The 25,358-nt window shown below is 72.7% G+C and carries 20 protein-coding genes and 1 riboswitch; of the genes, 8 read left to right on the top strand and 12 right to left on the bottom strand.

What is annotated here, in order from left to right:
• Positions 1–21: 21 nt before the first annotated feature.
• The 8 genes from OO68_RS16195 to fahA all read right to left on the bottom strand — a co-directional run bounded on the left by OO68_RS16195 (position 22) and on the right by fahA (position 9,531).
• Positions 22–2,856: a fumarate reductase/succinate dehydrogenase flavoprotein subunit gene (locus OO68_RS16195; protein ID WP_078625324.1), complete on the bottom strand. Its 2,835-nt coding sequence runs from the start codon at positions 2,854–2,856 to the stop codon at positions 22–24.
• Positions 2,857–2,867: 11 nt separating this feature from the next.
• Positions 2,868–3,704, bottom strand: coding sequence for an ABC transporter ATP-binding protein (locus OO68_RS16190; RefSeq protein WP_245236989.1), 837 nt, complete (start codon positions 3,702–3,704; stop codon positions 2,868–2,870).
• The gene (locus OO68_RS16185; RefSeq protein WP_033309046.1) at positions 3,688–4,587 is read right to left on the bottom strand and encodes an ABC transporter permease; all 900 of its coding nucleotides are present in this window, start codon (positions 4,585–4,587) and stop codon (positions 3,688–3,690) included. Before OO68_RS16185 ends, OO68_RS16190 begins: the two co-directional genes overlap by 17 nt.
• The gene (locus tag OO68_RS16180) at positions 4,584–5,945 is read right to left on the bottom strand and encodes an ABC transporter substrate-binding protein (protein ID WP_033309045.1); all 1,362 of its coding nucleotides are present in this window, start codon (positions 5,943–5,945) and stop codon (positions 4,584–4,586) included. The genes OO68_RS16185 and OO68_RS16180 overlap by 4 nt, the downstream gene beginning before the upstream one ends.
• Before the next feature lie 15 nt (positions 5,946–5,960).
• Entirely contained in the window at positions 5,961–6,188 is a 228-nt protein-coding gene (locus OO68_RS16175; protein ID WP_003992261.1) for a 4Fe-4S dicluster domain-containing protein, read from the bottom strand.
• Between the two features lie 33 nt (positions 6,189–6,221).
• Entirely contained in the window at positions 6,222–7,010 is a 789-nt protein-coding gene (locus OO68_RS16170; RefSeq protein ID WP_209442588.1) for a GntR family transcriptional regulator, read from the bottom strand.
• A gap of 140 nt (positions 7,011–7,150) precedes the next feature.
• The gene (locus OO68_RS16165; RefSeq protein WP_033309122.1) at positions 7,151–8,089 is read right to left on the bottom strand and encodes a M56 family metallopeptidase; all 939 of its coding nucleotides are present in this window, start codon (positions 8,087–8,089) and stop codon (positions 7,151–7,153) included.
• Between the two features lie 230 nt (positions 8,090–8,319).
• The gene (fahA, locus tag OO68_RS16160; protein WP_033309043.1) at positions 8,320–9,531 is read right to left on the bottom strand and encodes a fumarylacetoacetase; all 1,212 of its coding nucleotides are present in this window, start codon (positions 9,529–9,531) and stop codon (positions 8,320–8,322) included.
• A gap of 310 nt (positions 9,532–9,841) precedes the next feature.
• Here fahA and OO68_RS16155 point away from each other — a divergent pair, with 310 nt between their 5' ends.
• The 5 genes from OO68_RS16155 to OO68_RS16135 all read left to right on the top strand — a co-directional run bounded on the left by OO68_RS16155 (position 9,842) and on the right by OO68_RS16135 (position 17,105).
• Positions 9,842–11,107, top strand: a complete 1,266-nt coding sequence (locus OO68_RS16155; protein ID WP_078625323.1) for a DegT/DnrJ/EryC1/StrS family aminotransferase — start codon at positions 9,842–9,844, stop codon at positions 11,105–11,107.
• Positions 11,100–13,367 carry a lipopolysaccharide biosynthesis protein gene (locus OO68_RS16150; protein ID WP_078625322.1) on the top strand — a complete coding sequence of 756 codons (2,268 nt, stop codon included), beginning with the start codon at positions 11,100–11,102 and terminating at the stop codon, positions 13,365–13,367. The genes OO68_RS16155 and OO68_RS16150 overlap by 8 nt, the downstream gene beginning before the upstream one ends.
• A 341-nt stretch (positions 13,368–13,708) precedes the next feature.
• On the top strand, positions 13,709–15,526 hold the full coding sequence (locus OO68_RS16145; protein ID WP_033309041.1) for a hypothetical protein: 1,818 nt from the start codon (positions 13,709–13,711) through the stop codon (positions 15,524–15,526).
• Positions 15,523–15,963 (top strand): hypothetical protein, encoded by a 441-nt coding sequence (locus tag OO68_RS16140; RefSeq protein WP_033309040.1) that lies wholly within the window; start codon positions 15,523–15,525, stop codon positions 15,961–15,963. The genes OO68_RS16145 and OO68_RS16140 overlap by 4 nt, the downstream gene beginning before the upstream one ends.
• Entirely contained in the window at positions 15,960–17,105 is a 1,146-nt protein-coding gene (locus OO68_RS16135) for a glycosyl hydrolase (protein ID WP_033309039.1), read from the top strand. The genes OO68_RS16140 and OO68_RS16135 overlap by 4 nt, the downstream gene beginning before the upstream one ends.
• Positions 17,106–17,115: 10 nt before the next feature.
• On the opposite strand, the gene OO68_RS16130 is transcribed toward OO68_RS16135, so the two are convergent.
• The 3 genes from OO68_RS16130 to OO68_RS16120 form a co-directional block, all read right to left on the bottom strand.
• Positions 17,116–17,871 carry a polysaccharide deacetylase family protein gene (locus OO68_RS16130; protein ID WP_033309120.1) on the bottom strand — a complete coding sequence of 252 codons (756 nt, stop codon included), beginning with the start codon at positions 17,869–17,871 and terminating at the stop codon, positions 17,116–17,118.
• A gap of 113 nt (positions 17,872–17,984) precedes the next feature.
• On the bottom strand, positions 17,985–19,277 hold the full coding sequence (locus tag OO68_RS16125) for a glycosyltransferase family 2 protein (RefSeq protein ID WP_033309038.1): 1,293 nt from the start codon (positions 19,275–19,277) through the stop codon (positions 17,985–17,987).
• A 20-nt stretch (positions 19,278–19,297) separates the two neighbouring features.
• Positions 19,298–20,383, bottom strand: a complete 1,086-nt coding sequence (locus tag OO68_RS16120) for a GNAT family N-acetyltransferase (protein WP_033309037.1) — start codon at positions 20,381–20,383, stop codon at positions 19,298–19,300.
• A 170-nt stretch (positions 20,384–20,553) separates the two neighbouring features.
• Between OO68_RS16120 and OO68_RS16115 the strand changes: the two genes are divergently transcribed.
• Entirely contained in the window at positions 20,554–21,402 is an 849-nt protein-coding gene (locus OO68_RS16115; RefSeq protein ID WP_033309036.1) for a Cof-type HAD-IIB family hydrolase, read from the top strand.
• Here the strand turns inward: OO68_RS16115 and OO68_RS16110 are convergent.
• Positions 21,366–22,145, bottom strand: a complete 780-nt coding sequence (locus tag OO68_RS16110; RefSeq protein ID WP_033309035.1) for a transglycosylase SLT domain-containing protein — start codon at positions 22,143–22,145, stop codon at positions 21,366–21,368. The two genes, OO68_RS16115 and OO68_RS16110, sit on opposite strands and share 37 nt — an antisense overlap.
• A 3-nt stretch (positions 22,146–22,148) precedes the next feature.
• Positions 22,149–22,326, bottom strand: a riboswitch (cyclic di-AMP (ydaO/yuaA leader).
• Positions 22,327–22,828: 502 nt separating this feature from the next.
• Between OO68_RS16110 and OO68_RS16105 the strand changes: the two genes are divergently transcribed.
• A complete protein-coding gene (locus tag OO68_RS16105; RefSeq protein ID WP_033309034.1) occupies positions 22,829–23,839 on the top strand; it encodes a polyprenyl synthetase family protein in 1,011 nt (336 codons plus the stop codon).
• A 232-nt stretch (positions 23,840–24,071) separates the two neighbouring features.
• Positions 24,072–25,334, top strand: coding sequence for a LolA family protein (locus tag OO68_RS16100; RefSeq protein WP_033309033.1), 1,263 nt, complete (start codon positions 24,072–24,074; stop codon positions 25,332–25,334).
• The last annotated feature ends 24 nt before the right edge of the window (positions 25,335–25,358 follow it).

Genomic DNA, 25,358 nt, shown 5'->3' with positions numbered 1-25,358 from the left:
CGGATCCGGAAGCCGGGCCGGTCACAGCGCCCGTCCCGCGTACGCCCTGACATCCGCGTCGGAGTCCGTCGTCGCCGTGGCGAGCGCCGCCCGGGCCTCCTCGGTGCCGCGGTGCCGGGTCAGCGCCAGGACGGCGGCCTTGCGGACGTCGGCGTTGGCGTCCGCCAGGGCCTTGGCGAGCGCCGGGACGGCGACGTCGGGGTCGGTGACCGACAGGGCGGTGGCGGCTCCGGACCGGACCTGCCAGGCCCTCTCGGACAGGGCGGCCACGGCGCGTGCGGTGAGGGGCGCCGGGCACCCGGTGGTGCCGAGTGCTTTGTAGGCCGCGGCCCGCACCAGGGCATCGGGGTCGTCGAGGAGGCCGGTGAGGGCCGCTTCGATGACGCCCGCGGCGGGATCGGCGGCGGGGGCGTCACCCGCGAGCTGCTCGGCACCCACCGTGGCCAGGCCCTTGGCGATCGCGACCCGGACCTCGCGGGAGGGGTCGGCGAGCGCCGCGCCGGCCAGTTCGCCGGCGGCGTCGACGGACACCAGGGCGCGTACGGCCTCGATGCGCACGGCGATGTCGGCGTCCACGAGAGAGTCCGCGAACAGGGCGGCGTCTCCGAGGCGCAGGGCGCGCAGGACGTCCAGGGCCGCGGCGCGCACCACCGGGTCCGGCTCCGCCAAGGCGGCGGCGAGACCGTCGCGCAGGTCCGGCTCGGCCGGGAGCGTCTCGACCAGCTCCCGCAGTGAGGCAGCGGCGGAGGCACGTACCTCGGCGGCGCTGTCGCGCAGGGCGGCGGCGAGGGCGGTGCCCGTTCCCCGCGGAAGCGTCTCGGTGAGCACGGCGACGGCCTCACGGCGGACGGTGGCGACGGGGTCGGCCAAGTAGGGCCGGAGGGCGACGAGTTCGGGCTCCTCGTCGGCGAGGGCGACGAGTTCGAGAAGACGGGCGGCGGACTGCTCATCGGAGGGCGCGACGGCCGAAGGCTCCGGTGGCGGGACCGGCTCCGTCGTCTCGGCCGCAGCCCCGACCGCGGCCGCGACCGGCGCCAGGTCACGCGAGCCCGCCGTGGCCACATCCTCGGCGTGGACCTCGCCGAGAACACGGGACGGACCGCCGACGGGATCGAAGCCGTCCACCGGAACGAGGTAGGGAGCCACGGGCCTTGCCGTGAACTCCATCGCACCAGAGGGGGACTTGTGCAGATCGAGATGGTGGAACCAGGAGGCGTCGTCCCGCTGGGGGTGGTCGAGCCGATCGTGGTAGAGGCCCCAGCGGGACTCCGTCCGGGCCAGGGAGGAGCGTGCGGCCATCTCCGCGCAGTCGCGGATGAAGGTGACCTCGGCGCAGCGCATCAGCTCGTGCGCGGTGCGGGCGCCCATCTCGGCGACGTCGGTGTGCATCCGCTCGAAGGCCTCCAGGGCCAGCGACAGCCGGGCGCCGGACTTGGGCGGGGCGACGTAGTCGTTCACGAAGCGCCGCAGCTTGTACTCGACCTGGGGCTGCGGCGGGCCGTCGGGGTTGCGCAGCGGGCGGTAGATCAGCTCGTGCGCCTCACGCAGCTGGTCATCCGGCAACTCCCCTTCGTACGCCGTGTACTGGGAGGCGTCCGCGCCCGCGAGGTCGCCGAAGACGAACGCGCCGATCATGTAGTTGTGGGGCACGCACGCCAGGTCGCCGGCCGCGTACAGCCGCGGCACGGTCGTGCGGGCGTGGTCGTCCACGCGGACGCCGGAGGCGGAGTGGCCGCCGCACAGGCCGATCTCGGAGATGTGCATCTCGATGTCGTGGGTGCGGTAGTCGTGTCCGCGGCCGGAGTGGAAGGTGCCGCGGGTGGGGCGCTCGGTGGAGTGCAGGATCGTCTCCAGGGCCGAGACCGACTCCTCGGGGAGATGGCTCAGCTTCAGGTAGACGGGGCCCCGGTCGGAGGCGACCTCCGCCGCGAACTCGGCCATCATCTGGCCCGACCAGTAGTCGGAGTCGACGAAGCGCTCGCCGTGCCGGTTGACCTGGTAGCCGCCGAAGGGGTTGGCGACGTAGGCGCAGGCCGGGCCGTTGTAGTCCTTGATCAGCGGGTTGATCTGGAAGCACTCGATGCCGGTGAGCTCGGCGCCCGCGTGGTAGGCCATGGCGTAGCCGTCGCCCGCGTTGGTGGGGTTCTCGTAGGTGCCGTAGAGGTAGCCGGAGGCGGGCAGGCCGAGGCGGCCGCAGGCGCCCGTCGCGAGGATCACCGCGCCCGCGCGGACCTGGACGAACTGCCCGGTGCGGGTGTTGAAGCCGGCCGCCCCCACGGCCCTCCCCCCGGCGGTGAGGACCCGCACCGGCATCACGCGGTTCTCGATGCGGATCCGCTCCCGCATCTCGCGCCGCCGCAGCTGCCGGTAGAGGACCTTCTTGACGTCCTTGCCCTCCGGCATGGGAAGGACGTACGAGCCGGAGCGGTGCACCTGGCGGACCGCGTAGTCGCCGTGTTCGTCCTTCTCGAACTTCACGCCGTAGGACTCCAGCCGCTGCACCATGCCGAAGCCGCGGGTGGCGGTCTGGCGGACGGTGGACTGGTCGACGATGCCGTCGTTGGCGCGGGTGATCTCGGCGACGTAGTCGTCGGGTTCGGCCCGGCCCGGGATGACCGCGTTGTTGACTCCGTCCATGCCCATGGCGAGCGCGCCGGAGTGACGGACGTGCGCCTTCTCCAGCAGCAGCACGTTCGCGCCGTGCTCGGCGGCGGTCAGGGCGGCCATGGTGCCGGCGGTGCCGCCGCCGATGACGAGGACGTCGCAGGTCAGTTCCTCGGCGTCGGCGAGAGGCGGGACGGCGAGGGGCGGGACGGCCAGGGGGGTGTCCGCAGGGGGGTTCACGGAGGTGGTCACCGGGGTGCCTTTCACGTACCGAGCGAGGTGAGGACGTCGCGCCGCAGGGCCACGCGCGCCGGGTCGTCGTGTGCGCCGCGCTCGCGCGGGCGGGGGATGTCCCGGACGGCGACGAGGCCGCCCGCGCCGAGCAGGGCCACGCGGTCGCCCAGGAACAGCGCCTCGTCCACGTCGTGGGTGACGAAGACGACGGTGGCGCCCGTGCCCTGGAGCACCTCCACCAGCAGGTCCTGCATCCCCGCGCGGGTCTGCGCGTCGAGGGCACCGAACGGCTCGTCCATCAGGACGGCGCGCGGTCGTCCGGCCAGGGCGCGGGCCAGCTGGACGCGCTGGCGTTGCCCGCCGGAGACCCGGTGCGGCAACTGCCGTGCCTGCGAGCCGAGCCCGACCCGCTCCAGCCAGGCCTGGGCCTGCCTCCGGCGCTCGGCGCGGGGCACGCCGCGGATGGCGAGGGGGAGTTCGACGTTGGCACGCAGGGTGCGCCAGGGGAGCAGGGCGTCCTCCTGGAAGACCAGGGCGCGGTCGGCCGAGGGGCCGGTCAGCGGGTGCCCGTCCTGGGTGATATCGCCGGCGAGCGGCGACAGCAGGCCGGCCAGGGTGCGCAGCAGGGTCGACTTGCCGCAGCCGGAGGGGCCGACGACGGTGAGGATCTCGCCGGGGGCGATGTCCAGGCCGACCTCGTCCAGGGCGATCGCGCCGGGGCGGCCGAGGGAGGCACCGGCGAGCGTCAGCCGGGTCCCGCGCACGGGGGCGGCGGCCTCCGGCGGGGCTGTCGGCCCGGTGCCGGACGAGGCGTCCGTGGCAGCCTTGGACGGGGTGTTCGAGACGGTCTCAGACGAGGTGCTCATCGCGTGCCTCCTCGGATCGGGCCCCTCCGGGGGCCTCGGCGGGGTCGGCCGGTGCCGGTGCCGCCGCCGGTGTCACGGACCGGTCGGACCGGTCGGGCCGGGGAGGCCGGGCGCCGGGCACGTACGCGGTGCGCGGCAGCCAGCGGGTGAGACGGCGGCCCAGCAGTTCCACGGCCGTGGAGGTGAGCCAGCCGAGGACCCCGATGGTGGCCATGCCGACGAACACGCCGGGGTAGTCGACGACGGTGTAGTCCTGCCAGGTGCGGTATCCGACGCCGTACTGGCCGGAGATCATCTCGGCGGAGATCACACAGATCCACGAGACGCCGATGCCGACGGACAGACCGCCGAACACGCCGGGCAGCGCGCCCGGCAGGACGACCGAGCCGAGGATCCGCCACCGGCCGCCGCCCATGGTGCGCACGGCTTCCTCCCATACGGGCGTCAGGGCGCGCACCGCGTGCCGGGTGGAGACCAGCACCGGGAAGAAGGCGGCGGTGCAGGTGATGAAGACGATGCCCTGCTCGTTGGAGGGGAAGAGCAGGATCGCGACGGGGACCAGGGCGATGGCCGGGATCGGCCGGATCACCTCCAGCACCGGACCGAGCAGGTCCTCGGCGAGACGCGAGCGCGCCACGAGCACGCCCGTGGCCACCCCGAGGACGGCGGCCAGCAGGAAGCCCGCGAGGATCCGGGTGAGGCTGTCGGTGAGGTCCGTCCAGTAGTCCGGCCCGGACACCCGGGCGGCGAAGGTCCGGGCCACGTCGGTGACGGTGGGGAACTGCGAGAAGCGCAGCCACAGGTCGATGTTCCAGCTGGTCAGCGCCTGCCACAGGCCGAGGGCGGCGGCCAGCGACACGAGACGGAGCGCGTACCGCTTCACGAGGCCCGCTCCAGAGCATCGGCGTACGGGACGACCCGCGCTCCGCCGTGCGCGGCGATGTACGCCTGCGCGGTGTCGGGGGCGACGAAGGGCAGCAGCCGGTCGCCGTCGGCCACCCACACAGCCTTGTCGGCGAACCAGAGGGTGCCGGTGGTGGTGTCGGGGACATAGGCGGCGCGCAGGTCGTCGCGGTGCCCGGCGACGTAACGCAGCAGCTTGGAGGGGGAGTTGAACGAGACCGTCTTCGAGGCGCCCTTGAGCCATGCCTCGCCCGCGGCCGGTGCGGGCTTCGTGGCGAGGTGCCTGGCGTACGCCGCCGGCCCGAGGGCCTTCTTCACGTACCGGTCGTCGACGAAGGAGTCGACGTCCACGTCGCCGGTGAGCTTCGCCGACTTGAGGACCGACACGTCCTGCTTCAGCGCGGAGACGAGCTGGGGCTTGATGGCCGGGTCGAAGGTGGCGATGCCGTGACCGCCGTTGTAGAGGTAGACGACCTCGGCGGGCAGACCCGTCGCCTTGGCGACCTTCTCGGCGGCGTCCACCGGGTGGTCGTTGAGGTAGTCGGTCGCCTGCGCCTGGGCCTTCAGGAAGGCCTCCAGTACGGCCGGGCGCTGCTTCGCGAAGTCCTCGCGGGCGGTGACGCCGTGGAAGGTGGGCAGGTTCAGCCGGGCGCCGTCGTAGATCGCCTTCGCCTTGCCCTGGAAGGCGAGCAGGCCGGGCCAGGCGACGAACTGGGACAGGGCGTCCGTGCTGCCCGCCGCGAGGGCGGAGGCGCCGACGGAGGGCTGCTGGTTGAGCTTCTCGATGCCGCTGTCCGGATCGATGCCCGCGCGCTGCAAGGCCCGTACGAGGGTGCCGTCGGCGGCCGAGCCGACGCTCGTGGAGATCTTCCTGCCCTTCAGGTCCTGCAGGGAGGTCAGCTTGGAGTCCGGCGCGGTGACGATGGTGTTGAGGCCGCCGCGGAGGTTGTAACCGGTGACCGAGACCAGGCGGGTGGGGCTGTTCAGCTGCTTGCCGCGGGCCGCGTTGATGAGAAGGGGGAAGTCGCCCATCGAGCCGATGTCGATCTTCCCCGCGGTCATCTGCGCGGTGATGGGGGCCCCAGTGGCGTAGTCCTGCCAGTTCACCTTGTAACGGACGCCGTCGTGCAGGGCGTTGAGCTGCTTCTCGAAGGAGCCGAGGGAGCGGAGCAGGGTGCCCGCCGTGACGGTGTTGATCGTCCTGGACTGGTAGCCGACGGTGACGGTGACCGTGGAGCCGCTGCCGGCCTCGGTGTCACCGCCGCAGGCGCTGAGCGGGAGCAGGAGGACGGCGGCGGAGATCGCGACTGCTGTGCGTTGCGTGGTGGTTCGGGACATGACGGTTTCGGCCTCTCACCGGAGCAGATAGGGCATGTTGACCGTGACGGCTCCGGTGGGGCAGCGGGCCGCGCACGGGCCGCAGTACCAGCACTCGTCGACATGCATGTACGCCTTGCCGTTGCGCTCGTCGATGGCGAGGGAGTCCAGCGGGCACATGTCCACGCAGAGCGTGCAGCCGTCGATGCACTTCGACTCGTCGATGGTCACGGGCACGTCGGCCCGCTGGGGCGCCAAGGGCATGGCTGTCTCCAGGGATGTGCGCGAGCGGGTGGGTTACCGGGTCCGGTGCAGCAGGCCGCTCATGGTGATGCGGTCGCCGCGGAAGCGGATGAACTCCAGGTCGACCGGGCGGCCGTCCGCGAGGTGGGTGAGGCGTTCCAGCATGAGGACGGCGGCGCCGCGCGGGGCCTCGAGCACGGCGGCCGAGTGGGTGTCCGCGCTGACCGCTTCCAGGGTGATCTCGGCATGGCCGAGGGGCCGGCCGGTGACGGCTTCCAGGAGGCGGAAGACGTCGGTGTTCTCCAGGTCGGCGCCGAGCAGTTCGGTGCCGATGTCCAGGGGGATGTAGGTGAGGTCGAGGGACAGGGGCAGCCCGCCGAGCTTGCGCAGGCGTTCGATGTAGAGGACGTCGGTGCCGGGCGCGAGCCCGAGGCGGTCGGCGACGGGCGCGGGTGCCGGGGCGGGGCCCATGGTGCGGACCTCGTTGGTGACCTGCCCGTGTTCGCGGAGGGTTTCCGCGAGGCCCATCAGGCGGTCGAGGCCGTGGGGGTACTTGTGGGCCACGACCACGGTGCCGACGCCGGGCTGGCGCTCCACGAGGCCCTCGGCCCGCAGCAGGTCGAGCGCCTCGCGGACCGTGTTGCGGCTGGCGCCGTACTCGGCGGCGAGGGCCGACTCGTGGGGGAGGACACCGCCCGGGAAGGCGCCGGTGAGCAGCAACCGGCGGAGCGGGTCGGCCAGTTGCCGGGCCCGGTCGGCGCGCAGCCGTCGCCGCGCGCGGTGGGCGGCGACGGTGGTCGCGGCTCCCTGTCCGGCGTGGTCTCGGATGCGGTCACTGGGCATGGTTCGGACCATACCTATCCGATAGGAAAAGTGGTGTTGCGGGAATGTTGCGCCACCGGGAATGTGACCTGTTCGACTGTTGAGCTGCTGTTTCGGCCGGCCCGCGGGGAGATCCGCCACCACGGCACGGGCCGCCCCGGCTACGACAGCGCCGTCAGCCCCGGGGCGAACGCGATGAGCAGGGGCAGCAGCGGTACGAGTGCCGCCGTCGTGGTGGTCAGGGCCCGGTGCCGGCGGCCCAGCCGGGGCGGCGGTTCCAGGAGCCGGTCGACCCGCTCGCCCAGCAGGCGGTGGCTGGAGGCGCAGGACAGGACGCCGCGGTGCTGGTTGAGCTCGATCAGGGCCAGGGCCGTGGTCAGGTGGCCGCAGCGGCGGGAGGCCGTGTCGTCGGCGGCCAGTTCGACCAGGCGGTGGGTCTGGTCGCAGAAGTGGGCGAACAGCGGGATGCGCGGGAAGCCGGTGGCCAGGGCCGTGGACAGGTGCAGGAGCCAGTCGTGGCGGGCCCGTGCGTGGCCCCGCTCGTGGGTGAGGACGGCGTCGATCTGGTGGCCGGTGAGGCGGTGCAGGGCGCCCGTGGTGACGATCAGCTGGGACGGGCTGCCGGGCATCCACCAGGCGTCCGGGTACTCGTCCTCCAGGACCAGCAGCGGTCCGCGCGCCGCGGGCAGGCCGGCCGGGAGGTCGGGGGCGCGCTCGCGCAGGTGGGCGCGGGCCTGGGCGCGGCGCCGGCGGGCCTCGACGAGCTCCCGTGCGAGCATCGCCGTCGTCCAGGCGGCACCGCAGGCCAGCAGCAGGGTGAGGGCGGCGGCCCAGGGCGGGGCGGTGGACAGGTCGTACGCCGCGGTCACGGCGGGGGGAGCCGGGGCGAAGAGCTGGGCGCGGACGGTGCCGAAGACGGCCGCGGCGCCCAGGGAGAGTGCCGTCACGCAGCACAGCAGCACCGTGGCCACCAGGCACTGCCAGACCCACAGCGCGACCACCGGTTCCCGCTCGGGCCAGGCGGCCCGCGTCAGCGCACGGGGAACGGGGACGGCGGCCGTCATGGCGACGACGCTCAGCAGGAGCAGGCAGACGGTCATGGCCACGGGCTCCGGTTCCTCGTCGGAAGAGGGGCGGCTACGGGTCGTGCGGGGGAGGGCGGTCGCCGTGCGCACCGGTGACCACGCCGAGCGTGGCGTACGTGCGGGCACACCGCCCCGCGCCCAGTATGACGGGCCCGGGCGGTGTGCGTCAGGGACTGAAGGACAACAGAGGAAACGGGAGGGACGACCATCGGACACCCGGAGGGCCGGCTCCCGGCCGGTCCGTGTCAGCCCTGGACCACCCGCCCCGTCACCTCGCCCAGCCCGACCCGTACGCCGTTCGGTCCAGGGGCCCAGGCCGAGAGGGTCACCTCGTCACCGTCCTCCAGGAACGTGCGCTTGCCGTCGGGGAGTTCGAGCGGCTCGCGGCCGTTCCAGGTCAGCTCCAGCAGGGAGCCGCGCTGCCCCTCCGCCGGACCGCTGACCGTTCCGGAGCCGTACAGGTCACCGGTGCGCAGGGAGGCGCCGTTGACGGTCATGTGGGCCAGCTGCTGGGCGGCCGTCCAGTACATGGTGGAGAAGGGGGGCTCGGAGATGACATGGCCGTTGACGGCGACGCTGATCCGCAGGTCGTAGCCGCCGGGTTCCTCGCCGCTGTCGTCCAGGTAGGGCAGCAGCCCGTGCGTCCGGGCCGGAGGCGCCACGAGCGCCTCCTCCAGGGCGTCCAGCGGGGTGACCCAGGCCGACACCGACGTGGCGAAGGACTTGCCGAGGAACGGGCCGAGGGGCACGTACTCCCAGGCCTGGATGTCGCGCGCGGACCAGTCGTTGAGGAGGCACAGCCCGAACACGTGCTCGCGGAAGTCGCCGAGGGCCACCGGCGCGCCCATCCGGGAAGGCACGCCGACGACGAACCCGACCTCGGCCTCGATGTCCAGACGGACGGACGGGCCGAAGACGGGGGCGGCGTCCGTGGGCGCCTTGCGCTGGCCGGACGGGCGTGCGATCTCCGTGCCGGAGACGACGACCGTGCCGGAGCGGCCGTGGTAGCCGATCGGCAGGTGCTTCCAGTTGGGGGTGAGCGAGTCCTCCGCGTCGGGGCGGAAGATCTGCCCGACGTTCCGGGCGTGGTTCTCGGAGGCGTAGAAGTCGACGTAGTCCGCGACCTCGAACGGCAGGTGCAGGGTCACCGACGACAGGGGGTGCAACAGCGGTGCGACGGTCTCGCGGTGGGACGGCACGGTCACCCAGGCGGTCAGCGCCCGGCGCACGTCGGACCAGGCGGTGCGGCCCGCGGCCAGCAGCGGGTTGAGGGTCGGCCGCGCGAGCAGGGAGGCGTACGGCGAGCCCAGCGCGTGGGCCGCGGCGCCCGCGTCCAGTACGTGGTCGCCGAGCCGGACGCCCACGGTCCGGTGGGACGAGCCGGGCAGGGAGAACACGCCGTACGGCAGGTTGTGCGGGCCGAAGGGGTCGCCCTCGGGGACATCGAAGGGGGGCATCGGGTGCTGCCTCGCTTTCGGGTGTGCCATGTCGTCGCCACGTGTTCGTGGTCGTGCCACACGTTACGGGTGACACGCCGGTCCTGGGCAGAGTCCGAGGAGGCGGAGACGGACGAACGGGGCAGGTGGGCCCGGGTGGGACCGGACGGGGCGACTCCGGCGCGCCGGACGGGGCGCCGCATTCGTACGTGCCGGAAGTTATCCACAGGACGCGACGCAATCTTGACGGACCGGTGCGAACGGGGCGACTCTGGGCGGGTGCCGGAAGGCCTCGGGGAGGGGGCTTTCCCACGGCACATCTGGGGGGCGGATGGCCATAGGGGAGGCCGGTCCGGGTTCGGTGCGGCATGGCGGACAGCCGAAGCGGCTGGAAGAGGCCATGCGCGTCCGGCTCGGCCGGGAATGTGTGTACGTACCGTCGTGCCGTTTCGGGCTGTACGTGGCGCTGCGCCACTGGTGCCCGCCCGGCGGACGGGTGCTGATGTCGCCGGTCAACGACGACGTGATCTTCTTCGTCGTGCTCGCGGCCGGACTGCGGCCGGTGCAGGCGCCGTTGAACCCGCTCGACGCGTCCATCGACATCGGTGCCGTGCCGGACGAGGTGTGGGGCTCGGTGTCGGCCGTGCTGACGACGAACCTGTACGGGAACCCGGACCCGGCGCCGCGCCTCAGGCAGAAGTGCGACGCGCTGGGGATCCCGCTCTTCGAGGACGGGGCGCACGCGATCGGCAGCCGGGTGGGGGGCAGACCGGTCGGGGCGTGGGGCGAGGCGTCCGTGTTCAGCCTGTCCAAGCACGTCGGGGCCAAGGCCGGAGGCATGCTCTCGCTCGCCGACCCGGGGCTGCGTGAGGCGGTGGAGAAGACCTGTGCCGGACTGCTCGCCCCGCGCCGGGCCGGCGCCGAACTCGCCTACTTGATCCGGCCGTACGCGGAGGCCGCGGTGCGCGGGCTGCGGCTGCGGCGCGCCGCTTGGTCCGCGATCCGGCTGCTGGGGCTGGCGGACCGCGAGGAGATCCGGATGCCGCTGCGCCCGGACGAACTCGCCCTCGCCGCCCGCCACACGCCCGGGCTCGACGCCCACCACCCGTGGCTGCGCGTCGACATGCACGACTACCGACTGGAGGGCGGCCGGCTGCGGCTGCGGCGCATCGGGCGGGGACTCGACCGGCTGGACGACGTCCTGGACGCCTGCCGGGCGGGCACGGAGCTGCTGCTCTCCACGCCGTGGGCCAAGCGGCGTGACGCCTACGACGCACAGCCGTTGTTCCGTGTGCCGCTGTTCGTGGCCGACCGGGACGCGGCGGTGGCGGCTCTGGCGCGACAGGGCATCGTCGTCGGCTACCTCTACGACCCGCCACTCGACGACTACGCCGGTGCGGAGTTCACCGACCCCTCGCCGGCCCCCGAGGCGGCCCGCTGGTTCGCACGGCACGCGCTGCCCGTGGACCCGCTGCGGGCGCGGACGGTCGCCGAAGTGCTGGAGCGGTCCGGGGCGCGGCCGGTGCGGGCGCCGGGAGAGGGAGAGCTGCCCGGGAGCGGGCCGACACCGGGAGGGCTGGGACAGTCCCGTGACTGAGATCCAGGTGCACGAGCCCGCCGCCGCGCGCACCGACGGCGGCGGGCCGAAGCCTGCCGACGGCGACCACACCCACGACTCGCTCTTCAAGAACGCCTACTTCCTCATGCTCAGCACCGGCGTCTCCGCCGTACTGGGCCTGGGATTCTGGCTGGTGGCCGCCCGCTACTACACGGAGGAGGCCGTCGGCCAGGGCTCGGCCGCGATCGCCGCGATGCGGCTGCTCGCCAGCATCACGGCGACGACGATGATCGGCGCGGTCGTCCGCTTCGTCCCGCGCGCGGGACGCCGGACCGGGCGCCTGGTGTGGGGCACGTACGTGGCCAGTTCGCTGGTCGTGGCGCTCGCGGCCGCCGTCTTCCTGCTCACGCTCGACGCGTGGGGAGCGTCCTACGCGCCTCTGGGCACGCCCGTGGCGGGAGCGGTGTTCGTCGCGGCCTGCGTGGCCTGGGCGCTGCTCACCCTCCAGGACGGGGTGCTCACCGGACTGCGCAAGGCGGAGTGGGTGCCCGCCGGGAACGCGGTGTTCTCGGTCGGGAAGCTGGTCCTCCTGGCCGTCTTCGCCGGCATGCTGCCCGTGCTCGGCATCTTCGTCTCCTGGGCGGTGGCGATCGCCTTCTCCACGCTGCCGCTGGGCTGGCTGATCTTCCGCCGGCTCATCCCGCGCCAGGCGGAGGCCGACCGCGACAAGGAACCCCCGAAGATCAAGGACATGGGCCGCTTCCTGGCCGGGGACTCGCTGGGTGCCCTGTTCAGCCTGGCGATGATCAACCTGCTGCCGGTGATGGTCGCGGTCCGCTTCAGCGCCGCCGAGAACGGCTACTTCTACGTGGCCTACACCGTCGGCGGCACGATGGAGTTCATGGCCATCAACATGGCCTCGTCGCTCACCGCGCACGCCTCGCACGACCCCCGCCAGCTCGCCGACGGCGTCCGGGGCGCCCTGCGGCGCATGACGCTGCTGCTGGTCCCGGTCGTGGCCGTGCTGGTCGTCTTCGCCCCGTACATCCTCACGCCCTTCAGCCCGGACTACGCCGAGCACGGCTCGACCGTGCTGCGGCTGCTGGCCCTGGGCGCCCTGCCGCGGGTGGTGGTGGAGCTCTACATCGGCGTACTGCGCGTCCAGGGGCGCACGGGTGTGCTCGCCGCGCTCCAAGGGGCCATGTGCGCCCTGGTGCTGGGCAGCGCGGCCGTGCTGTTCACCCCGTCCGGAATCGCGGGCGCGGGCTGGGCGGTGCTGCTGAGCATGACACTGATCGCCGTCGTCTCCATGGCCGGGCTGCGCGCGGCCCTGCGCCACGAAGACAGCGCGCCCGCCGTCCGCGCGCCCGCCGCCCCCGCCTACGGCACCCACTGGGCGAAACTCAACGCCACCGCCGGGTACGGCACGACCTGGGCCCGCCGGGCCGCCTACCAGCCCAAGGAGGGCGACCAGGACACGGTCACGCTCTTCATAGGGCGCCCCGGCTACGAGCGCGAGGCGCTCCAGGCGGACACGCTGGCGCTGATCGTGCGGCCGGAGGGTCCGGCCGGGCAGCCACCGCCCCACGACCCCGGGGAACCGGACGAGGAGCCGCGGGAGCGGCGGCTCAGAGGCGCCCTGTGGAGCCTGCTCGGTGTCGCCGCCGTGTTCTTCTGGGCCCCGCTGCGCGACCTGCCGTGGCTCGACCGGGCGTCCGAAGCGGCCCTGACCGGCCGTCAGATCCTGGAGGGCCTGCCCCTGCCGTCGCTCACCGCGGGCGGCCTGCTGCTCGTGGTGTTCGTCGCCGCCGTCACGCTGAGCACCCGGCACGACCCGTGGCTGCCCGGCACGGCGCTCGGCACCGCCCTCATCGCCCTGTACGCCGCACCGGCCGCCCTCGGGCGGGAACCGCGGCCGGTGGACTGGGCGTTGTATGAGAAGACGGCCGGCTTCCTGGCGGACGCGGTGGGGCTCTCCGGGCCCGAACCGCTGCTGCGCTGGGCGCCGCCGCTCTGCCAGTTGCTGTGTCTCGTACCACTGGGGCTGCTGCTCGCGAGCGCAGGCGGACGGCTGCCGTGGCCGGGGCGCTGGGGGGTTCTGTATCTCGTCGCGGTCGGCGGCTGGGTGTGGCGTGACGCGCTCGCACCCCTCGCGCCGCCCCTGCTCGTCGCCCTCACGCTGCTCCTGCTGCTCCACCGCGCCGTGACGGCCTGGGCGCGCTCCCGCACCACAGCCTCGACAGGCCCCTCAGCCGGCCGAACGGCCGACGAACCACCGAGCGGCCCGCCCCGCGACTGACCGGACCCGAAGCCGAGACCGACCCGGACTCCGGGCCGACAGAGGCCGACAGAGGCCGAACAGAGGCCCCATAGAGCCGAACAGAGGCCGACAGAGGCCGAACAGAGGCCCCATAGAGCCGAACAGAGGCCGACAGAGGCCCCGAAGAGCAGAACAGAGCCGAAGAGAGCAACCGCCAGGGGGGAACCACCGTGCGTCCGCCAGTCACACCGAGGGAGAGATCCACGCCAGAACCCACACCCGCACGGGACGGCGCGACCACCCCCGGCAGCGGCCCCGAGACGGCCAGCCAGTCCTCCAGCCCCTCCTCCTCGGAGTCGTCGAGCCCCGCCCATGAGCCCGTGACGGATCTGTCCGACCTGCCCGCGGCCCGGTCCGGGCGCCGCGCACCGGCCTGGCCGGGTGTGCCGCTGCTCGTCGCGCTCGCGCTGTGGGCGTACGCCGTGCGGCACACCGACGTCTCGCGGCTCGACGACTACGGGCTGGTCAGCGCGCTGCACCCGGCCTTCTGGGCGGGGCTCGCGGTGCTCACCACCGGCTTCTGGTTCACGGTCCGCGACGCGCGCCGGCCGGGCGCCTGGTCGGCGGCGTACGTGCTGGGCCTGCTGGTGATGGAGCGGGCCACGCAGGCCGTGCTCTACCCGACGCCGCTGTACGCCTGGGCGTGGAAGCACGAGGCGGTCATCGACCATCTGCTGACGGCCGGCGGACTGCAGACGGCCGACCAGGTCGGCGACATGGCGGTGTACGACCAGTGGCCGGGCTTCTTCGCCGCCCAGGCCGCCCTCCAGCGGCTGCTGGGCGTGGACTCGGCGGCGATGTTCATGGCCTGGTGGCCCCTGGTCTCCAGCCTGATGCTGCTGCTCCCGCTGCTGCTGATCTACCGCACCTTCACCGAGGACCGGCGGCTGATCTGGACCGCGGTCTGGCTCTTCTACGTGGCCAACTGGGTCGGGCAGGACTACTTCTCCCCGCAGTCCGTGGCGTACGCGCTGCACGTGGGCGTCCTGGCCGTCGTCCTGCGCCGCTTCGGCCGGTCCGCCGTGCGGCGCGGCCGGCCGCGCCAGGCGGTGTGGACGGTGGTGATCACCGTCCTGATCGTGGCGATCGTCATCTCCCACCAGCTCACCCCGGGCATGCTGGCCGTCTGCCTGCTCGCCCTGTGCCTGAGCCGCCGCTACCGCGACTGGGTCCCGCTGGCCACGACCGTGGTGATCTTCCTGGCCTGGTGCCTCACGGCCGCGCTGCCCTTCCTGTCCGCAGCGATGCCGGACATGATCCGCTCCATCGGCGACGTCGGCGCCAACGTCGAGACGGGCTACGGCGCCACCCCGACCGGCGCCGGAGCGATCGCCACCTCCTGGGCGGCCCGGCTGCTGTCCGGCTCCGTGCTGCTGCTCGCGGCCGTCGGCGTGCTGCGCCAGCGGGTGCTGCGCCACCGTGCCCGGCCCCTGCTGCTGGTCGCGGCGGCCCCGCTGCCGATGTTCGCGGCGAGCAGCTACGGCAGCGAGATGATCTTCCGGGTGCTGCTGTTCATGCTGCCCGGCGCCGCCTTCTTCGCCGCCGCGGCCCTGCTGCCCAAGGTCCGCACCCTGGCCGCCGACGCCGCCGAGCAGGAGGCCGGAAACCGGCAGGCCACCGGCTCCGCCAAGGCCCGCCGGTGGGGCATCGGCACCTGGGTGCCACTGGCCGCGCTGCTCGGCGGAACCCTGGCGTTCGTCCCCGCCTACTCCGGCAAGGACCGGATCAACTACTTCCCGCCGCAGGAAGTGGCCCTCGTACGGCAACTCTTCGACCAGGCGCCCGAGGGCTCGCTCATCGTCGCCGCCAACCGCAACTACCCGGACGCGTACGCCTCCTACTGGAACATCGACCACTACTGGTTTCTCGACGACGCCCGCAGCCACGTCGACAAGATCGTCCGGGAGCCGGCCGCCACCCTCGCCGATGACATGGCGGGCGTGGAGCGTCCGGCCCGGGCCTACTTCCTGCTCACCCAGGGGCAGCTGGCCAACTCCGAGATGAACGGGCAGCTCGACAAGGCGCAGCTGGACCGCATCCGGACGTCCGTCGCGGCCTCGCCGCGCTTCCGGCTGGTGGCGGAGAACGGCGCCGGATGGCTCTACGAACTGAAGCAGTCAGGGGGAGCGAAGCGATGACACCGCAGGAACTCGTGGTCCGGATGCTGCCCCCGTTCGGCGGCTGGCTGGCGCTGGCCGCGCTCGCCCTGCCCGGCGGATCACCGCTGCGCGGCGCCGCAGTCGTGCTCTTCCTGGCGGCGGGTCCGGGCGCGGCCGCGGTCAGAGTCTGCGCCCCCGCCCTGGGGGCGCGGCCCGCCGAGGGCCCCGTGGAGCGCCGGGAGCCGGACTTCGCCCGCCACTCCGACCTGCTGGAGCGGCTGATGCTGACGCTGTTCCTGAGCATCGGCGCCGTGATGCTCGTCGCGACCGTGCTGATCGCCACGCACACCTTCAGCGCGCAGCGGGTGCTGCTGACGCTGACGCTGCTGACCACACTCGCCGCGTTCTGCCCGCCGCTGCGCGCCTCCCCGCCGCCGAGGACGACGCCGAGGACACCGAAGGGTTCCGCTCAGTGAGGTTCAACCGCCCCCACCGTCCCTTTCGCCGCACGCCGAGCACGACCGGAGGACAGCACCGCAAAGATCCGCACCAGACGCAGTCCGCCGGCCCGCTGGCATCCAGCCGGCGCCGCCTGCTGATCACGTCGGCCACGGTCGTCAGCGCGGTCCTGGTCGCCGTACTCGCCCTGCGGGACGCATCGGGGCCGGAACCGGGAGCCGCCGGTTCCCGGGCGGACTGCCGCCCCACGGCCCTCCTGGAACCGCCCTGCGGCGCCTGGTTCGGGGCGTTCGTGCCGCACGAGCGGGACGACCTGCCGGCGAAGGTGCGCGCCTACGAGAAGCGCGTGGGCCGCGAGCTGGACATCGTGTACACGTACCACGACATGTCCCTGGCCTCGGGCACCCGGCGCGAGGGCCAGCTGCTCACCCCGGAGGAGCGGCGCGTCGGCGAGGATCACCTGCTGCTGCTGTCCTGGGAGAGCAAGTGGTGGGGCGGCACGAAGCGACAGCAGCCGACCTGGAAGCAGATCGCCGCCGGCGAGCTCGACGACAAGGTCATCGACGTCCAGGCCCGGCGCATCAAGGACTACGGCAAGAAGGTCTTCCTCTCCTTCGACCTGGAGATGGACACCCGCACCCCGGACAACGGCACGCCCGCCGACTACGTGAAGGCCTACCGGCACATCCACGACCGCTTCCGCGCACTGGGCGTCGACAACGTCGTGTGGACGTGGATCACCACCGGGTACCTCGACCACGCCGACGAGATCAAGAAGATGTACCCGGGCGACGACTACGTCGACTGGGTCGGCTACAACCAGTACAACTACTACCGCTGTCACGAAGCGGGCTGGCTGACCTTCGCGCAGACCCAGAAGGCCACGCACGACTGGATCCGCGCCAACATCTCCGACGACAAGCCGCTGATGCTCTCCGAGTTCGGCACCGCCGCGGACGCGAACCGCCCGCAGCGGCAGGCCGAGTGGTACGCGGAGGTGCCCAGGGTCCTGAAGGGCCTGGAGGGCGTGAAGGCGGCCCTCCAGTGGAACTACCGCGACCCCGGGCCGCACTGCAACCTGGCGCTGGCCAACGACGCGGCCTGGGACAGCCTGCGCAAGGCGGTCTCCGACCCGTATCTCAACCAGCCGCTGCGCTAGCCCGCCCGGGTCAGCCCGCGAACTCGGGCCCGTGCACCATCGCACGGGCCCGCCGGTACCAGCGCCAGGCGATCGTCTTCGGCCCGTCGCGGTACGGCGCGACCCGGGCGCCCGCCCCCGCCAGCCAGCCCTCGACGTCGGCGACGGTGTGGGTGCGCCGGACGATGAGCCGGGCGATGCGGTAGCGCTCGTCGCGGTCGGAGCTGAGCGCGTGCCGCACGGCGGTCGCCGTCTCGTAGCCGGCCCGGGCCGACATCGCCCGCACCCGGGGGCTGTTGTAGCCGTGCGGGTAGGCGAGGTGCCGGATCTCGTGCCCGAGGGCGTCCTCCAGGACGGCCTTGGAGGTGCGCAGTTCGTACGCCAGGTCCTTGGCGGACAGGGTGTCGAGCTGCGCGTGCGTGACGGTGTGGCTGCCGATCTCCATGCCGGAACGTTCCAGCTCCGCCGCCCGGGCCAGGGTCATCATCGGGGCGGGCGGCAGCAGACTGCGCCCGCCCGGGGCGATGGCGCCGGTGGTGAGGTAGGCGGTGGCGGGCAGCGCGCGTGCGGCCAGGGCCTCGGCGGTGGGGCCGGGCAGATCGGCGAACCCGTCGTCGAAGGTCAGCAGCACGGGCCGGGGCGGCAGCGGCGCCCGCCCGGCCAGGTGATCGGCGATGGCGCTGATCGTCACGGGTGTGCGTCCGCTGCGGACCACGGCGTCGAGGTGCGCGCCGAACTGCTTCGGCGTGACCGTGAACTCGGCTATCCACTCCGGCGGATCGTCCATCACGGAGTGGTACAGGAAGACGGGGATGGCGGGAGTGCCGTGGGCACGGGGCGGGGCTATCGGCCCCTCACCCTCCTGCGCACCCCGCTCCGCCCGGCCTCTGCCGTCCGTCTTCATCTCGCCCCCCGGGCCGTCTCGTAGCGAGCGGTCGCGCGCAGCGCGCGCCGCGCCTTCACATAGCCGGCCGGGCCGTACAGCATCCCCCTGCGCTGCAACCGCGACAGCCGCCGCGGCCAGGGATGGGTCCGCACGTCGTGATCACCCGGCGTCCCTCCGCCCTCCGCCTCGCGTACGGCGGTCAGTGCGCGGGCGTGGGCCAGACCCCGCGGCAGCCTCGCGAGGAACGCCGGCAGCAGCGCGGGCCGGTTCACGAGCACGGCGGTGAGGTACGCCGTGAGCCCGGCGCCGTAGCCGTACGCCTGGGTCTCCAGGTCACGCCAGGTCTCCCGGTGGTGGTGCCAGACCAGGGCGTACGGCGTGTAGCGCAGCCGGTGGCCCTGGGCCAGGACCCGCACGAAGCCGTAGAGGTCGTCGCCGCCCCGGGCGGCCGTCCCGGCGCCGGTGGCCGGGTCGAAACCGCCGACGGAACGCAGCACCGCCGTCCGGAACGCCATGTTCGCGCCCGAGCCGAACCGCCCGGCGGTGAACGGGAACAGCGGCTCGTCGCCCGGCGGGTGCGCCGGGTCGTACGTCCTTGGAGTGAAGCCCTTCGCGAAGCCGCCGTGGCTTTCCAGCAGCACCTGGGCCGGGGTGGTCAGCCGCGCGGGCAGGATCAGCCCGGTGCAGCAGCCGAGCCCGGCGTCGGCGGCGAAGGGCGCGCTCAGCTCGGTCAGCCAGCGCGGGTCGGCGACCACGTCGTCGTCGGTGAAGGCGACCACCTCGCCGCCGACGGCGTCCAGCCCGGCGTTGTGCGCGGCTGCCAGCCCCGGAACAGGCTCGCAGACGTACCGCACGCGCTCGGCGTACTTCCGCTCGATCAGCTCCCGCGTCTCGCTCGTGACGGGCGCGTTGTCGACGACGACGATCTCGAACCGCGGATGGTCCTGCGCCAGCAGCGAGTCCAGCGCCCGGGCCAGCTGCCCGGCACGCTCCCGGGTGGCCACGACGACACTCGTGAACGGCGGTTCCCCGGGCTCGCCGAAGACGGCCGGCCCGCACTCCGCCCGCGCCCGCTCCGCCAGCACGGTCCGGGGGTCCGCCCCCTCCGGAACCCGCCCGAGCAGTGTGCCCACGGGTCGGCCACCCCTTCTGACCAGCACGAACACCTCGCCGTGCGTCACGGGCGGGCTCCCCGGGCCGGGTCTGAGCACCGCCTCGTCACCGTCGAGGTCCAGCTCGGCGACCTGCACCGCCCCGATGTCCAGGAACCGCCGGATCTCCTCCTGCGCACGCGCCGAACGGGCCATGCGCCCACCCCCCTTGTGTGTCAGGTACGGCGCAGCCGAGCCGCGCCCTTCAGCGTCCGAGCGGCCAGCGACGCGAGCCGCGGCCTGCTGCGGACGAAGCTGTGCGCGCGGCGCGCGGGCTCGCGGCTCAGCCAGTGCAGTGCCGCGCCGGCCCCCGGCCGGGTCACCGCACCCTCGTACACGGGCAGTTCGCCCGTTTTCAGCGCGTCCTTGTACTCGGCCGCGCCCCGCCCCAGGTCGAGCATGCCGATGCCGGCGGCGGCCGCCGCCTCGGCCATGCGCAGGTGCAGCACCAGACCCGGCGAGAACTTGGCGAACTCAGGGTCGTAGGCCGGGAACCAGCAGGCGAGCACCGAGGACGAACGCAGCCCGAAGTGCGCGGCGACGGGCCGCTCACCGGCGTACAGCACGGACAGCGTGCCGCTGCACTCCGGCGCCCTCGTCCGGGCCAGCTGCCCGACGAGCCGGGTGATCCACTCCTGGGCGAACCGGTCCCGGCGGCCGGTCCTGCGGTACTGCGCGGACTTCCACTCCATGAGCGTGCGCAGCGCGGCCGGTTCGCGCTCGTCGAAGACGAACCGCAGCTCGCCGCTCTGCCGGCCGAGCCTGCGCTCCTTGGCCAGGGTGGTCTTCAGGAACTTCGGCGACTGCGAGCGCAGCACCGACTCGTACGTCTCGTAGCCCTTCTCCACGTCGATGACGTAGGTGGCGTGCTCCTCGGCCGCGTACCGGACGAACAGCCGCTGCTCGGCCTCCAGATTGTCGAAGGCGAAGCTCGACACCGAGCAGGCCCTCAGCAGCCGGCCGGTCTCCAGGTCCAGGCCCGGCCGCAGGATCGCGCCCTGCGCGTCCGAGACACCGAGCCCGATCGCCCGGCCCTGCCCCAACGGGCCTCGCTCATAGGGCAGGAACCCGGCCGGTTCCAGTCCCTCGTACACCACGGCCACCCGGGCACCCGGCCTGACCCTGCCGACGGCTTCGGCGAACTCCGGTTCCATGAAGGGGTTGCGCGGTGCCTCGGAGGCCGCGCGCAGCGCACGCCAGCGCTCCCTCTCCCCTTCGCCGAGTTCCCCGGGCCCGGCCACGCGTATGCGCCCACTGCTCAACCCGACCCCCCGATCAAGTCCCCCCTGGACACTTGGAAGGTACCGCTCGATGCGGCCTCACGGGTAGGTAGCGGAGCATGTTGTTGCCAACCGGTGCAGAGGCCTTCAACCGGGCATCGGTGTCCCTCGTACGATGAAACGAAGGGGCGCGCTGTCCGTATTCTCTGATCATGGCCGCACCCATCGCATATTCGCTCATCGCCACCGACCTGGACGGGACGCTGCTGCGCGGCGACGACACCCTGTCCGACCGGTCCCTCGCCGCGCTCGCGCGGGTGGCGGACGCCGGTGCCCAGCACCTCGTGGTGACGGGCCGGCCGGCGCCCAGAGTGCGGCCGCTCCTGGACGACCTCGGCGCCACGGGGCTCGCGGTGTGCGGGCAGGGCGCGCAGGTGTACGACGCGGGCGCGGACCGGCTGCTGTGGTCCATCACCCTGGACCGGGAACTGGCCGAGACCGCACTGGGCAAGATCGAGGCCGAGGTGGGGCAGGTCTACGCGGCGGTCGACCAGGACGGGGTCGACGGGCTCACGCTGATCGAGCCGGGCTACCTGATGCCGCACCCGACCCTGCCCGCCGTGCGGGTCGACCGGCGCGACGACCTGTGGGGCGAGCCCATCAGCAAGGTGCTGCTGCGCCATCCCCACCTGTCGGACGACGAGTTGGCGGCGACGGCCCGCTCGGTGGTCGGCTCACTGGCGACGGTGACGATGTCGGGGCCCGGCACGGTCGAACTCCAGCCGTGCGGGATCACCAAGGCCACGGGCCTCGCGCTGGCCGCCGAGCATCTGGGGCTGCGCCCTGCGGACACCATCGCCTTCGGTGACATGCCCAACGACATCCCGATGTTCGACTGGGCCGCTCACGGGGTGGCGATGGCCAACGCCCATCCCGAACTCAAGGCCGTGGCCGACGAGGTCACCCTGTCGAACGAGGACGACGGCATCGCCGTCGTCCTCGAACGACTGCTGGGCGGGGCGGCTCAGTACGGGCCGTTGACGTTGTCGATCGAGCCGTAGCGGTCGGCCGCGTAGTTGCAGGCCGCGGTGATGTTGGCGACCGGGTCGTACGGGTCCCACGACGTGCCTTCGACGTGGTAGGCCTGGAAGGTCGGGTCGATGGTCTGGAGCAGACCCTTCGACGGGGTGCCCTTGGCGGCGTTGGAGTCCCAGTTGTTGATCGCCAGGGGGTTGCCGGACGACTCGCGCATGACGTTGCGGTAGATGCCGTCGTAGGACCCGGGGATCCCCTTCTGCGCCATGATGTCGAGCGCCTCGCGGATCCACCCGTCGAGGTTGTTCGCGTAGGTCTTCGCGGACGCCTGGGTGGCCTGGGCGACACCGCCGGCGGGCTTCGCCGCCGGCTTGGCGGGGGCGGACGACTTGGTCGCCGTCTTTTCCGCGGCGCTCGTCTTGGTGGTCTTCACCGTCAGCTTCAGACCCGGGTGGATCAGCTTCGGGTCGTCGCCGACGGCGGCGCGGTTGTCCTTGTAGAGCTGCTTCCAGCCGCCCGAGACGTCGTACTTGTCCGCGATGCGGGCGAGCGAGTCGCCCTTGACCACGGTGTACGTGAGGGACTTGGCGGGCTGGGCCGCCTGCTTCACGGACTGTGCGGCGGCGGGTGCGCTCTGGGGCTCGGCGGCGCTCGCGTGCGTCGCGCCGAGGAGCGGAAGGGTGAGTGCGGCTCCGCCGGTACCGGCGGCGATGATGCCTCGGGTCAGCGGGTTGGTTCTGGGGCGACGGTGCTTGCCTCGTCCGGCCATGGCGATGTTCCTCTCCGGCGCCTGCGAGGTGAGCTGTCGGGTTCGGGCCGGGAGGTGCCCGGCCGCGTACGGCACCGTGTGCCGTGCGCGGCTTCACCCCGAGCCGTGCCGCTGTGCGGACCGGCGACTTACCTGGGTCCCCCGCTCCTGCCACGCGTGAGTGAGTCGGTTCCTGTGGGGAGTCCGGGCGGCGGCAGGATTAGGCGTCCGCCGGACAGGGCCGGAACGTATGCGAGAGCACATGTCGGGAACAAGCACCTCAGTCACACATCACGCGGTTGACCTTGGTCGTGGGCGTTTTGGCCGCTTGATCCTTTGCGGGAGCCAAGGCTCAACTGGCGTACGGGGGGCGGCGGTACGGGCCGATGCCGAGGTGGGGCGGAAAAGGGGAACAAGTGATTCAACTCACTGATCACGAGTCCGCAGGGCAATTTCCGCCAAGAGGAATTCACCTACCCATCACGGCAAATCGTGCATAGTTCGCTACCTCCGGGTAAGTCGATTTATATCTGTTCTTATAGGTTGATCGAAAACATAACGGTCGTTATCGGATACCGCCCGGCCTGTAACCCCGGGTGCTGGCGGTGATCGAAACGTGACCGGATACGCTGGCCGGAGTGGGGGCAGCGACCTATCGACAATCCGCGTGACCACCGGCAGACACAGCAGACAGGAGACCCCTCGTGACCGACGTCGGGCCGTTCGGGCTGAGCGTGCGGGACCAGGCTCTGGAAGCCGATGTCCAGGCCGGACTGGCGGCTGTCGAGGAAGGCTTGCTCGAGGCCACGAAGAGCGAGGTGCCCTTCATCACGGAGGCCGCCCAGCACCTGGTGCGAGCCGGGGGCAAGCGGTTCCGCCCGCTGCTGGTGATGCTCTCCGCCCAGTTCGGCGACCGGTACGCACCCGGGATCGTGCCGTCGGCCGTCGTCGTGGAGCTGACCCACCTCGCCACGCTGTACCACGACGACGTGATGGACGAGGCCACCGTGCGCCGCGGCGTCGCGAGCGCGAACACCCGCTGGGGCAACTCCGTCGCGGTCCTCACCGGCGACTTCCTCTTCGCCCGCGCCTCGCACATCCTGGCCGACCTCGGCCCGGAGGCCGTGCGGGTGCAGGCCGAGGCGTTCGAGCGCCTGGTGACCGGCCAGATCCTGGAGACGGCCGGACCGCAGGACGGCCGGGACCACGTCGAGCACTACCTCGACGTGCTGGGCGGCAAGACCGGGTCGCTGGTCGCCGTGTCCTGCCGGTTCGGCGCGATGATGTCCGGCGCCGACGACACGGTCGTGCACGTCCTGACCCAGTACGGCGAGCGGCTCGGCGTCGCCTTCCAGCTCGCGGACGACGTCCTGGACATCGCCTCCGACTCCCACGAGTCCGGCAAGACCCCCGGCACCGACCTGCGCGAGGGCATCCCCACGCTGCCGGTGCTGCGGCTGCGCGAACGGGCGGCCCGGCTCGGACTCGCCGAGGACATCGCCCTGTGCGAGCTCCTCGACTCCGACCTCACCGACGACGCCCGGCACGCCGAGGCCCTGCGCCTGCTGCGGGCCCACCCGGCACTGGAGCAGGCCCGGCGGGACACCGTCCGCTACGCCCAGGACGCCCGTTCGGCGCTCGCGCCCCTGCCGGAGTGCACGGCGAAGTCGGCGCTCCTGGAGCTGTGCGACGCGGTGGTGCACCGGGCCGGCTAGCCCGCCCTGACCGCACGACCCCTACGGGTCGGGGGAGAAGCCGCCCCTCCGTGTCATACCCCAGCAGTACACGGAGTTGAGCCCGGGGTCTGACGTATCTCCCTGACCGATTTGGTCAGATGGTCGCCAGGGAAAGACACCACTCCTCACCTGTTCGGGTGAGAATGGCGGCTCAGGGACGAGTGCGTGGACGACACGGACAGCCGCCGCCGACCACGGAGGTAGGGCACACATGGCACCGTACGCATCCGACGACAGCACGACCGCCGGAGAGGTCGACGAGCAGCGCTCCGCGCGGCGCAAAGCCGCGCGGTACATCGTCCCGGTCACGGTGGTGGGGGTGGCCGCCGCGACGATCGGGCTGGTCCCCGCGCTCGCCGACTCCGGGGACCCCGACCTCCCGAAGATCACCGCACAGCAACTCATCGAGAAGATCGCCAAGTCGGACGTCCAGCAGCTGTCCGGCACGGTGAAGATCAGCACGGACCTCGGCCTGCCGAACCTCGGCGGCCTGGAGTCGGGCCTGCTGTCCGGCGCCGCGGGCCAGGGCGAGGGCGGCTCCTCCGCCGACCCGACGGCCAAGCTCACCGAACTGGCCTCCGGCACGCACACCCTGCGTGTCGCCGCCGACGGCCCGGACAAGCAGAAGCTGTCGCTGCTGGAGAACGCCGCCGAGTACAGCCTCATCCACAACGGCAAGGACGTCTGGGGCTACGACAGCAAGTCCAACGAGGTCTACCACGGCACCTCCTCCGAGAGCCCGGAGCGCGGCCAGGACCAGCAGCCGCCGGCCCTGCCGAAGGACTTCGCCGAGGAGGCCCTGAAGGCGGTCGACGACACCACGTCCGTGACCGTGGACGGCACCGCCCAGGTGGCCGGCCGGGATGCCTACAAGCTGGTCGTCGAGCCGAAGCAGTCCGGTTCGACGGTCGGCGCGATCACCGTCGCCGTGGACGCGGAGACCGGCATGCCACTGAAGTTCACGCTCACCCCGGCGGGCGGCGGCTCGGCCGTCGTCGACGCGGGCTTCACGAAGGTCAGCTTCGCCAGGCCGGCCGCCTCCACCTTCGACTTCACCCCGCCCAAGGGCGCGAAGGTCACCGAGGAGAAGGACGCGGGCAAGGCAGCCGACAAGGCCTGGGGTGAGACCCCGCGCAAGGCCCCCGGCAAGCCCTTCGGCCTGGGTGAGGCGCCCAAGGCCGGGAAGGACTCCGGTAAGGGCTCCGGTGGCCCCGGCGGGATGAAGACCATCGGCGAGGGCTGGACCGCCATAGCCACCTTCGACACCGGCGGCGAGGGCGTGCCCTCGGGCAAGGCCGGCGGTGAGTTCGGCGGCTTCATGGACTCCCTCGGCGACAAGGTCCACGGCACGTTCGGCTCGGGCACGGTCTTCTCCACCCGCCTGGTCAACGCCCTCGTCACCGACGACGGCAAGGTCTACGCGGGCCTGGTCACCAAGGACGCGCTCGTGAAGGCGGCCGACGCCGGCAAGTAAGTCCCGTAGCCGCACGGGGCGTCG

It is taken from the genome of Streptomyces iakyrus (assembly GCF_000717055.1).
GTDB classification, from domain to species: domain Bacteria; phylum Actinomycetota; class Actinomycetes; order Streptomycetales; family Streptomycetaceae; genus Streptomyces; species Streptomyces iakyrus.
This window is presented reverse-complemented; position numbering and strand designations above follow the sequence as displayed.